At 52.3% G+C, this 11103-nt stretch carries 10 protein-coding genes; 7 read left to right on the forward strand and 3 right to left on the reverse strand.

Features of this window, described 5'->3' with window-relative positions:
- Positions 1–72: 72 nt before the first annotated feature.
- Positions 73–1284: a chromophore lyase CpcT/CpeT gene (locus AC2215_RS21465; RefSeq protein WP_486812056.1), complete on the reverse strand. Its 1212-nt coding sequence runs from the start codon at positions 1282–1284 to the stop codon at positions 73–75.
- 348 nt (positions 1285–1632) lie between these two features.
- Positions 1633–1761 carry a hypothetical protein gene (locus tag AC2215_RS21470; RefSeq protein ID WP_486812057.1) on the reverse strand — a complete coding sequence of 43 codons (129 nt, stop codon included), beginning with the start codon at positions 1759–1761 and terminating at the stop codon, positions 1633–1635.
- 49 nt (positions 1762–1810) lie between these two features.
- Between AC2215_RS21470 and cysH the strand changes: the two genes are divergently transcribed.
- The 7 genes from cysH (at position 1811) to AC2215_RS21505 (ending at position 10865) form a co-directional block, all read left to right on the forward strand.
- Positions 1811–2644: a phosphoadenosine phosphosulfate reductase gene (gene cysH, locus AC2215_RS21475; RefSeq protein ID WP_486812058.1), complete on the forward strand. Its 834-nt coding sequence runs from the start codon at positions 1811–1813 to the stop codon at positions 2642–2644.
- A gap of 430 nt (positions 2645–3074) precedes the next feature.
- Positions 3075–4127: a fatty acid desaturase gene (locus AC2215_RS21480; protein ID WP_486812059.1), complete on the forward strand. Its 1053-nt coding sequence runs from the start codon at positions 3075–3077 to the stop codon at positions 4125–4127.
- A gap of 426 nt (positions 4128–4553) precedes the next feature.
- On the forward strand, positions 4554–5075 hold the full coding sequence (locus tag AC2215_RS21485; protein ID WP_486812060.1) for a COP23 domain-containing protein: 522 nt from the start codon (positions 4554–4556) through the stop codon (positions 5073–5075).
- A gap of 105 nt (positions 5076–5180) precedes the next feature.
- Entirely contained in the window at positions 5181–6203 is a 1023-nt protein-coding gene (locus AC2215_RS21490) for a S1 family peptidase (RefSeq protein ID WP_486812061.1), read from the forward strand.
- Between the two features lie 255 nt (positions 6204–6458).
- The gene (locus AC2215_RS21495) at positions 6459–8141 is read left to right on the forward strand and encodes an iron uptake porin (RefSeq protein WP_486812062.1); all 1683 of its coding nucleotides are present in this window, start codon (positions 6459–6461) and stop codon (positions 8139–8141) included.
- A 268-nt stretch (positions 8142–8409) separates the two neighbouring features.
- A complete protein-coding gene (locus AC2215_RS21500) occupies positions 8410–9078 on the forward strand; it encodes a MerR family transcriptional regulator (protein WP_486812063.1) in 669 nt (222 codons plus the stop codon).
- Entirely contained in the window at positions 9075–10865 is a 1791-nt protein-coding gene (locus AC2215_RS21505) for a macro domain-containing protein (protein WP_486812064.1), read from the forward strand. The genes AC2215_RS21500 and AC2215_RS21505 overlap by 4 nt, the downstream gene beginning before the upstream one ends.
- Before the next feature lie 137 nt (positions 10866–11002).
- Here AC2215_RS21505 and AC2215_RS21510 read toward each other — a convergent pair.
- Positions 11003–11103, reverse strand: a 101-nt coding sequence (locus tag AC2215_RS21510) for a photosystem II protein D1 (RefSeq protein ID WP_486810536.1), incomplete at its 5' end; no start/stop codon positions are given.

Raw genomic sequence — 11103 nt, forward strand, 5'->3', positions numbered from 1 at the left:
GTCCCGTTCAACTTTTCAAGACGCATTTTGAATTTTGAATTCTCTCTCCACACCCCATTCTCCCAAAAGCTCCTAATCCACTCCGAGGGGACGATAAATATAGGTTCCCGTTTCCGAACCGGCGACTTGCTGCCCGTCTCCGTCGTACCAACGTTCCCAAATATCCAACCGTTCTTCGGTAAACCGCATATCGATGGTGAGGTATTGGGAACCGCGAAAGTTACTCGGACAGCCGCCGGGGGGTGTGGAACCGACAAATGCATCACCGTCTTTTTCAAAGAAAATGCTGCATCCGGGATCGCCGATATTGTCTGCAGTGAGGACTCGTTCGGCAAGAGGGCGATCGCAAAAATCAGCGAATTCTTGCCCGATGAGTTTGTAGGATGCCATCTCCCATTGGGAACCCTCCGATCGAATTTGCACCAAACGCTGGCTGGCAAATTGCAGGGTGGGGGCATTAGCCGCTTGTTCTAACACCAAAACTGGGGTGGTATCGGGAAAAGGACTGTTGGTTATCTCCACCGGACAGTTATTTTGGCGAACGGGCAAATAGGTATCATCTCCGGCGACTTGCTCGGCATTGTCGAACTTGCCATTGAGCATTTGGGCGATGGCGTTGGCTTGGGGATCGTGATTTTCTGGGTTGATATCCCGGTATTGATAGGAGATATCCTCTGCCCCCCAGACTTGTTTCCCTTGGGCATCGAACCCCCGATCCCAAGTTTCCATCGTGGTGGCATTGAGGAAAACGGTATTCGTGACCTTGACTGCCCCGCGGAAGTTACTCGGACAGCCTTCAGATGGGGTGGTTCCCCGATAGCCGTTGCCTTCCGGTTGCAAAAACAAACTGCACGTTGCTTCTCCCAATTTATCGATGGTGACGATGCGATCGGAAACCGGGCGATCGCACAATCCGATCCAGGTGTCGGGATTGGCCGGTCTAAAGGCTTTGGCTTCCACCGTATTCTGGTTGCGGTTGGGGGCAATTTGCAAAAAGCGCTGTCGGTAGGGATCGCTCAAATTTATCGATAGCGCTTGCTCTTGATAGAGAAAGGTTGCCGAAATCGTCGGTACGGAAATCGGGCAGGTGGTGATGCGAACGTCTGGCGCGTTGCGATCGCCCATCGCTTGAGCCGAAGAATCCATCGCCCCCACCAGATAAGAGACGACTTCAGCGACTTGTTCCTGAATGGGTTGGGTTTGAGCCAAGGCCATCGAGGTCAGAGTTGGGGAGGTGATGGGAATCAGACCCAAACACAGAACGGTAACAGGGGAATATTTCATCGAAACGGAAAAGAAGATAAATGAATATTAATTCGTATTCGATCGAACAGAACGATCGCCGGTCTGACCAACGGACTCGCTCTGAGGGACAAATACCTGTATTTTTTCAATTTTTGGTACGAGATGAAAGTGAATGGGGAATTCTTGGAAGACGCAACGGGCGAGTCCGGATTTGAAGTTCCATCTAAAATCGCGCAATCTCAAATCAAACGACGAATCCGATCTATGGGTGATTGACTTGACCCTCAAATTGATAGATAGTGTGTGAGAAGTAGCTTGATGGCTTTCTCCTAGATGAGAGAAACCCGTTCTATATCTGGCAAATCGTGCGTTCGTTGCCACTAGTGCCTAAAAAAATATCTGTTTCTCGGGCATTGTGTCCGCAGAAGCTCGATCGCTCGTCCGGACGAGTTCCCGTTGAGTATTGGCCTCCTTCGTCCGCCGCTTCGATCGCCCCACCCGATCGCAAAGAGGCATCGAGCTACTGGTTCCAACTCATAAGAACTCATCTGAGGGTACGAGAACTATGCCGCAATTGAATCTCATCGATTCACATCCTGTTATACCCAGTCCGTCTCCATCGAATTCCGGTTTGAAGTCAGACCGGGGAGAATCCCCCACACTTCCCCATCTCGACCTCGAAGCGCTCAATCCAACCCTGACTCACCTCAAAGCTCTAGATTTGGTGGAGTGGGCCGATCGCATTTTTGGCCATGGGTTGGTGATGAGTACCAGCTTTGGCATTCAAGCAGCGGTGATGCTGCATCTGGTGACCCGCATCGTCCCCGATATCCCCGTCATCTGGGTGGATACCGGCTATCTCCCGGCTCAAACCTACCGATTTGCCGATCGATTGAGCGTTCGCCTCAAGCTCAACCTGAAAGTCTATCAATCTCCCCTGAGTCCCGCGCGGATGGAAGCGCTTTACGGCAAGCTGTGGGAGAACAACGACGTCGAAGCCTTCAACCATTACGATCGCATTCGCAAAGTCGAACCCATGCAGCGCGCTCTAGAAGAACTCAACGCCACGGCATGGCTGGCGGGGTTGCGACGCAGTCAAACGGAACATCGCAAAACCCTAGACCGGGTGATTTTGCAGTCGGGCCAGTATAAAATTTTCCCGATTTTAAGCTGGAATGCCAAGGACGTGTACGAGTATTTGAAGGCTCACGACTTGCCATACCATCCCTTTTTCGATCTCGGCTATGTCAGCGTTGGCGATTGGCATTCGAGTCGTCCCCTCATGGCGGACGATAGTAACGAGCGAGATACCCGATTTCGCGGTCTCAAACAGGAGTGCGGTCTGCATGTGCCCCAAACCTCCGGAGAAGCGGAAAGCCTCGATTCGAGTTCCCTGTGAATGAGAATTGGGAGAGAGTCGAATCTGGCGAGATCGAGTTTCTAGGGCGATCGGGGGATCGGACTGTGGTATATCTATTAAAGTTTTGTAAACTCGTGCCGGGTTGCGATTTGTGATTCAATTTTGAGTCATGTCAATCTTGCAACGAGGCAGCGCGATGGAGGAGTTAAACGCTTTAGGCTGTTCTTTTAGGTTTGGGATCGAGAAGTGACTGGCTCGAATTGTTGTCTCGATCGACTTTTTAATCCCCACTCATCTTCTTCAATCCCCAAAGAATCGATCTGTTTATATCCCCATGCTCTAACGAACTGACTGCGTACCAGCTGTCAGTACTGGTTTTCTATGCTCGATTTTTCAATCGAACCTTTTCCACTCAAAAATTTCGATCGGAACCTTATCTAAACATCACTCAAACCCGATAATTTTCCTTATGACCGCTATTAGCTCGAATCCCGAAACATCCAAACCCCCTCAACTCGATTCTAGTGTCAGAATTCGAGATATTATCAACACCTTGCCCCCAGAAATTTTCATCAAAAATCCTCGCATTGCCTGGACGAAACTCATCGTCAACGTTCTACTCGTCGGTTTGGGCTATTGGGCTTTAGCGGTGGCACCGTGGTATTTACTGCCGCTGATTTGGATTTTCCAGGGGACGGCGCTGACGGGATGGTTCGTCATCGGTCACGATTGCGGGCATCGCTCGTTTTCCAATCGCAAATGGGTGAATAACTGGGTCGGACATTTGATGTTGCTGCCCTTGATTTATCCCTTTCACGGTTGGCGAATCAAGCACGATCGCCACCACAAACATACCAACAATTTAGACATCGATAACGCTTGGACTCCCTTCAGCCCCGAACGTTACGAAGCGCTGCAAGAACAGACGAAATGGGCCTATCGCATCGTGCGCGGACGCTTCTGGTGGGTGGGTTCCATCGGTCATTGGGCGACCAATCATTTCGACTGGCGCGACCTCGAAGGCAGCCAGCGAGAACAGTTCAAGTTTTCGGCTCTATTTAGCCTCATCACCGGAACCATCGGTTTATCGCTTCTGATTGCCATCACTGGTCCCTGGGGATTCATCAAATTCTGGGCCCTGCCTTGGTTGGTTTACCACTTCTGGATGAGTACCTTCACCATCGTCCACCACACCATCCCCTCGATTCCCTTCAAACACACTGCCGAGTGGCACGAAGCCTCCGCCCAACTGGCGGGAACCGTCCATTGCGAATATCCGGCTTGGGTAGAATTTCTCTGCCACGATATTAACGTTCACGTTCCCCACCACATCTCCACGGCGATTCCCTGGTACAACCTGCGCAAAGCCCATCACAGCTTGAAGGAAAATTGGGGCGAGCATTTGGTGGAATCGAAGTTTTCTTGGTCGTTGATGAAGGAAATTAGCGATCGCTGCCACCTGCACGACGATCGAACTTACTATAAATCTTTTGAAGAGTATCGCCAGGCCAACCAAAGTTAATCGGTTGTTGACAATTAGTTTTGACGCGATCTTTGCGTTGAACCGCGAGTGCGAGCATTTTGCTCGCATTTTTTACGAACGTCAATTTTGGATAAACCGAAACCCGATCGCGCAAGGACAAAGGTTATAGCGCTTAGCGCTAGTTTATTTATACGATTGAAGAAACAGGTATTTTCCATTCTCCATTCCCCATTACTGAAAAAGTGCGAACGGCGATAAGGGGGAAGGAGAAAAGGGAAAATTTTTCTGCTCTCTCACGGCTAAAGGAGGTATTCAGTTATACGTGGCGTTAATTTTCCGATCGTGAATGGTCCAAGAAGTGTCCAAAAAACCGCGCCAATCTACAATCTTATCGATTGAATCGGGAGCTTTTTGGAAGCACGAGCGTCATAATTGGATGTAACTCCAAGCTACTTAATAATTGGCATGAAAGGGATAGTTCGTTTCGTACTCGCCAGCGCGATCGCGGTACAGTTACCGTTTGCGATCGCCAAAGCCAGCATCGCTCAAGACCAACCCAGTGGGTTTGAATGTCGCACCGATGACGGCATCCACTATACTATCGCCCTGCGCAGCGATGGGGAGGTTTCCGATCCGGCGATCGTCTGGACCAGCGTTGCCTTCAGCGATTCGGGATTTCCTCCCGCCCGTCGGTGTGCGGATGTGACCGATCGCCTGAATGCACTGTTAGCTGACAATGACTATAGCCTCGACGGTTTATACCTGACACAAGGACGAGTGAACCGTCAGTCTGTGATTTGTGCCGTTGAGAGTACTCGATTGGGTTGTAACAACGATAATCTTTTATTTACCCTCAGCGGCGATAATGCCCGAAATCCCAATAATGTATTAGAAAACCTCTCCGGCCGCGTTTCTGGTGTGGAAATTCAAGAGTCGGGGGGAAAGCTCTACGTGGATTTAGATGAACTCGTCCAGGGGCTGTTCTAGGTTGCAACTCGCGTCAAAACTCGTAATGTCGCCCCATATCGCTTAATCTCTGCTGAACTCTGACCGATACTCTGGACTCGATAGGTCTGACTCGATACTCTGGAAATGTTCTTTAAACTGTTTCCCCAGTTCCGCCCGAACACCCGCAGCGCGTTTCGCCTCAGACGGGTAATCTTGAGCGTTGCGGTGGCATTGACTGTCGCCCTCGAACCCAATGCCCTCGAAGCCACGGATGCGGCAGAACCCTTAAGCGAAACGGAAATAGAAGCGATCGCCTCTCAAACCACCGTCATCGTTGCCGAAGGTCTGCAAAAAGGGGATTTGGAAGCGCGATTGGAATGGAATCCCGGTTCTGGGGCGATCGTCGCGCGACGAGGCAATACCTATTACGTATTGACGGCACTACATGTGGTCCGCACCCGAGATGTGTTGTACGGGGTTCGTACTAGCGATGGAGAAGTGCATCTCGTCGATGATGTGGAGACCAAAGCCAATATTTATCCCTTTGGGGAAGAAGAGGGGGAATGGGGGGAAACCATCGAGGGATTCGATTTGGCGATCGTTGAGTTTCAGAGCGATCGCGACTATGCCGTGAGCGTGATGGGCAAATCCGATCGACTCCAATCGGGAGACCCCCTCTACATTTCCGGTTGGCCCAATCCCGAAGATGAAAGCACTCTGCGCGTGCGCAAAACTGAAGCGGGAGACCTGACGAAGTCATTCACCCGACCCTCGGAAGATGGGGGATACAGCCTTCTCTACGACAATACTACCCAACGGGGCATGAGCGGCGGCCCGGTGTTAAATGAGTTTGGGGAACTCGTGGGCATTCACGGACGGGGACGGGCGCGAGAAGATGCCTATTGCCTCGATCCCAATTTAAGTGCCCACAACAGTTGCGGGATGCAAACCCTACACTTTCTCAAACAAGCAGAAATCGAAGGATTGCAACTGGCCTTCGAGTCGCCCCCCGTCGATCCCGAAACGATTGAAGCGGGAATTGAGGAAATCGAACAAGCCGATACGATCGACGATATCTACGAAGACTTCACCTTCGATTTGCGATCTCTCCTGCGCGATGGCCCCTCGGGAGGGTGCGGCAGTATGCTGTTAGGGGAAGATTGCTGAAGGCAATGAACAATGAACAATTAATAATTACGCGGTGTGTAATCTTTTTGCCCTCGCCATATGGTGAGCGAGTCGAAAAATCCCCCATTCCCCATTCCCCCGTGCGGTCAGGTTTTGGATAAACAAGTTGCACATAGCGTTAATTAATAATTGTCATCGGATGGAGATCGGAAATTCAAACAATTTCGATGCCGAAGTCACGAATTTCTTTTCCCTTTAACCCTTAACCCTTCCCCCTTTTCTGCCAAAAGAGTTATGAACCGCGTTTTACTCAGCTCGATCGTCTGTGGGTGGGTTAGCCCGATGCTGGCAACCGTATCTTGGGGGTTGCCGCCCGATCGCTCCTATAATCCCTATCCAAATTCGATCGCAGCCACCGCTAGCATCGATCGAGCGCCGCAAAAAGCTGCAAAACCTCAGTTCGAGCCAAAACCACATCAAACCGCTCCTCGCCCCATTCAGTCTGGAGATTTCGACTCTCTCAAACCCGATCGACTGGCTCAGATCGTTTCCGTCTCGGAACTCTCGGACGTGCAACCTGGCGATTGGGCATATCAAGCGCTGCAATCCCTCATCGAACGGTACGCCTGCGTGAAAGGGTATCCCGATGGGCGGTTTCGGGGCGATCGAGTTCTGACGCGATACGAATTTGCGGCTGGATTGAACGCTTGTCTGGATGCGATCGCCTTAATCAACTCCTCACCCCCAGAGGTGTCGCCCGAAGAGATCGATACGGTACGACGATTGCAAGGGGAATTTGCCGCCGAACTGGCCACCTTGCGCGGGCGCGTCGATGTCCTCGAAGCCCGAACCGCCGAACTCGAAGCCCGACAATTTTCCCCCACGGCGATTCTGGGGGGCGAGTCCATTTTTGCCTTCAGCGGCGGAACTGGGGGAGAACCGGGGGAGGGCAACGCTAATTTCACCTTCACTCACTTGACGCGATTGGGTATCGTCAGTTCGTTTACGGGCAAAGATCGACTGCGGTTGGAACTGACTAGCAGTAATTTTGGCGAACGGGGGTTTGCCAATCCCGAGGCCTTTAATACCGATATGGCCCTGCTGTCGTTGCAAAGCGATACCGATAACGACCTGCGCCTGGATAAGCTGGAGTATCGATTTGCGGCGTTGGGCGATCGAGTCGTCTTTACCCTGCGACCCGTAGGATTCAGTCTCAGCAACGTGTTGACGGCGAACTCTCCTTACTTCGATGCCGGACGGGGGGCGTTGTCTCGGTTTGGGGAAGCCAGCCCTATTTTCAAGATCGGCAGTTTGGATGCGGGGGTGGGGTTCGACTGGTTGATGACCGATACCGTCCGCTTGCAGGTGGCCTACGGAACCCGAGATACCAGCGATGCCGAGGGGGGTGGAGGGTTGTTCGCGGCCGATCGCAGTGCGGCAGGGGTACAATTGTTGCTCAAGCCGACCGCGGATATCCTAGCGGGGGTTGCCTACGTCAATGCCTATTCGAGTAACGGTCGCTTGGATGTATTTAGCGGCAGTTTCCGCGCTGACACTGCCTCTTTTTTAGATGCCCCCGCCCAGATTCAGGGGATTACGGGAACGCTGCAATGGCGCTTGGCGAAGAATTTGACGGTGAATACCTGGGGAGGGTGGACGTTTACCGATGCGATCGATTCCCAGATTTCCGCTACCACCACCACCTATCTCGTCGGCTTGGGCTATTCCGACCCCTTCGGACGCAAGGGGGATTTGCTGGCGTTTCTCTTCGGGCAACCGCCGAAACTGGTGTCGGGAACGGATTTGCCCTTGGGGGAAGACCCGGATACATCGCTGCACTTCGAGCTATTTTACCGGTTGGGGGTGAGCGATCGCATCTCCATTACCCCCGGATTTTTCCTCGTCACCAATCCCGAACACGATCGCAATAACGACAATCTCTTCATCGGTGCGATTCGGACGACGTTTCGATTTTAGGGGGATTCGGAATTCGGAATGGGGAATTTTTAAGTCATACTTTCAACCCAATATTTCAGGAATTCACATGCTCTCGAATCCCGACATGGCTCGATGAAGCATCGTCGAGACTCGATCGCTAAAAAAAACTATTCAAGTTGATATTGACAGCTTAAACTGAAATAAATATCATCGATAATATAGCAGTAATGCTAAACCAAGGAAAAACTCAGACGCTAAGCAGGGTATGGTTGTTGCTGACTGCTAAAAGCTAATAGCTGACTGCTCTATGGACTCCTTGCAACAGCTCGCCCGATCGCAACCTCAATGGACTCTGAGCGAGTTCGTCGCCATCCTCAACGGCTGGTTGCCCCAGTTCCTGCCCGAAAACCCCGCCAACACCCGCGTTAGGGAGGAAGTCACCCCCCGCCTGGTGCGGCACTACACCAGTTTGGGCGCGATCGACGAACCCCTCAAACAGGGACGGGAAGCGCGGTACACCTATCGCCACTTTCTGCAAATGCTGGTGGTGCGGCGACTGCTGAGCGAAGGATATGGGGCGGAAGCGATCGGGGATTTGGCGAAAACCCAGGAAAACGCCGATCTCGAACTGTTGCTAGAAGGGGGAGTGCAACTGACTGTAACTGCTGCCAACCCGGCGCTGGGGTTCCTGCAACAAATCAAACAACGCCAATCTCCCTCAAACCCGGTTCGTCCATCTCCCGTTCCTTCATCTCCAAAAATGCGATCGCGAACTGTCTCGGAACGAAATGCGATCGCCCCTCCAACTCCAACTTCAACTTCAACCCAGTGGACGCGAATCGAAGTTCTCCCGGGCTTAGAACTCCACATTCGCCAGGACTTTACTTATCCCGGTAGCCCCCAGGAACAACAGAATCTGCTGCAACATCTGACCCAAATCCTGCATACCTTTGCTAAAAATCGGAGGTTAAAATGACCGGAACGCCTCAAATTCAGACTCAAATTCAAATTATTCCCTTGCGCGATGCCGTCGGTACCGATATTGCCACCACCCAAGACGTACTGCTCAAAATTATTCCCCCCGAACCCGATGGAGATCGGGAGCGTCCCCCTTTAAACTTAGGATTGGTTATCGATCGCTCCGGTTCCATGCGCGGGGCAAAAATCCAGTACGCTCGCCAAGCCGCCTGTTATGCCGTCGAGCAACTCCTGGGAAGCGATCGCATCAGCGTCACCATCTACGACGATCGCATCGATACCCTCGTTCCCAGTACTCTAGCCACCCAGAAATCAACAATTATCCGCCAGATTCAAAACATCCAACCCCGAAACATGACGGCATTGCACGCCGGATGGGTAGAAGGGGGAGTGCAAGTGTCCCAACACCTGAACCCGCAACACCTCAATCGCGTCATCTTACTTTCCGACGGACTGGCAAATCGGGGAGAAACTAATCCCGATGTCATCGCCTCCGACGTGCGGGGACTGGCAAAACGGGGGGTGAGTACCACCACCATGGGGGTCGGCGACGATTACAACGAAGATTTACTCGAATCCATGGCCAACTGCGGCGATGGCAACTACTATTACATCGACACCCCGGAGGATTTGCCCGATATTTTCGGCACCGAACTCCAGGGCATCATCGCCACCTGCGGGCGCAACGTCCGATTGCGGGTGGAACCCCAGGGGGATGTGGAATTGTTGGATGTGTTCAATGATTTTGAAATTTCTCGCCAGGGTGAGTATCAGTTGCCCAATTTGATGCTGGGGAATCCCTTTATTGTGGCATTGCGATTGAAAATTCCTCCCACCCCCGAAGCCATGGATTTGTGTCATTTCCGCCTTTCCTGGGACGATCCCGATCTCCCAGAACGGCAGACGATGCGGGTGTCGTTACAGTTACCAGCCATGGCGCAAGCGCACTTAGACGAGTTACCCTTCAGCGACGAGGTGCGCGAACAGGTGGCGTTGCTAGAGGCGGCGCGGGCAAAAGCGGAAGCAGTTAAATATATCGATCGCGGCGATTACGGTGGGGCAAGTGAGGTACTCGAGCGCGCTCAAACAGATTTTATGGCAATGGCACCGGCATCTCCAAAAAGGGCACAGGAAGCGGAAGCCTTTCGGAGTTTAAAGAGTAGTCTTAATGCCGGACAGGTTAGGCGGTCTCGCAAAGCCGCCCGCTATCAATCCCACGCCCGATCGCGCAGTATGCACCAATCGGGGAGTTCCGAGTACTACCTGCGCCAGTTCAAAAAAGCGGTCAAGCATCGTCTGGCCGCGGTTCTGGGGGATATTACCGAGCAACAAGTCGATGCGATCGTTAACAGCACATCCCCCGACTACTCCGGAACCGGTGGCTTGGATGGGGCAATCCATCGCGCCGCTGGTCCCCAACTGCGCCAAGCCTGCGACAAACTTCCTCCCTGCCAAACCGGAGAAGCCCGCGTCACCCCCGGCTACAACCTACCGGCAAAATGGGTGATTCACACCGTGACCCCGGATTGGAGTCAAGGACGACTAGAAAAGATCGAGCAATTGGCTCAATGCTACCGTAACTGCTTGAAGCTAGCGCAGCAAAATAACGTACAAACTCTCGCCATTCCGGCAATTGGTTCGTTAGGCTGCCCCCTCGATATGGCGGCGAAAATCGCGATCGAAACCGTAGTGATGTTCCTCAAACAGCAGGATACCCCGCAACAGGTGCTCTTCGTCTGTTTCGATAAAGAAGCGTATCGGCAATATCAAAAGGCGATCGTCTAGGAAAATTCGGCACGGGAAATGAGGTATGGGGCGCGGACTCATCTATATCCATACCAATAAAAAACGCCCTCCCGCGAGGGGAGGGCGCTTTTAAATCTTAGACCTTGTTCTCAAAGTCTAATTTAGAAACATCTAAATTAGCCGTTGATGGAAGGAGCAGTCAGAGCCACGGGGGCCGACTCACCAGCAGCCAAGTCTAAGGGGAAGTTGTGAGCGTTGCGCTCGTGCATGACTTCCA

Source organism: Zarconia sp. (assembly GCF_057467645.1).

Excerpts from the sequence above, each read along its gene's own strand:
- AC2215_RS21465 (WP_486812056.1), bottom strand. The coding sequence starts at position 1,284 with ATGAAATATTCCCCTGTTACCGTTCTGTGTTTGGGTCTGATTCCCATC.
- AC2215_RS21470 (WP_486812057.1), bottom strand. The coding sequence starts at position 1,761 with ATGCCTCTTTGCGATCGGGTGGGGCGATCGAAGCGGCGGACGAAGGAG.
- cysH (WP_486812058.1), top strand. The coding sequence starts at position 1,811 with ATGCCGCAATTGAATCTCATCGATTCACATCCTGTTATACCCAGTCCG.
- AC2215_RS21480 (WP_486812059.1), top strand. The coding sequence starts at position 3,075 with ATGACCGCTATTAGCTCGAATCCCGAAACATCCAAACCCCCTCAACTC.
- AC2215_RS21485 (WP_486812060.1), top strand. The coding sequence starts at position 4,554 with ATGAAAGGGATAGTTCGTTTCGTACTCGCCAGCGCGATCGCGGTACAG.
- AC2215_RS21490 (WP_486812061.1), top strand. The coding sequence starts at position 5,181 with ATGTTCTTTAAACTGTTTCCCCAGTTCCGCCCGAACACCCGCAGCGCG.
- AC2215_RS21495 (WP_486812062.1), top strand. The coding sequence starts at position 6,459 with ATGAACCGCGTTTTACTCAGCTCGATCGTCTGTGGGTGGGTTAGCCCG.
- AC2215_RS21500 (WP_486812063.1), top strand. The coding sequence starts at position 8,410 with ATGGACTCCTTGCAACAGCTCGCCCGATCGCAACCTCAATGGACTCTG.
- AC2215_RS21505 (WP_486812064.1), top strand. The coding sequence starts at position 9,075 with ATGACCGGAACGCCTCAAATTCAGACTCAAATTCAAATTATTCCCTTG.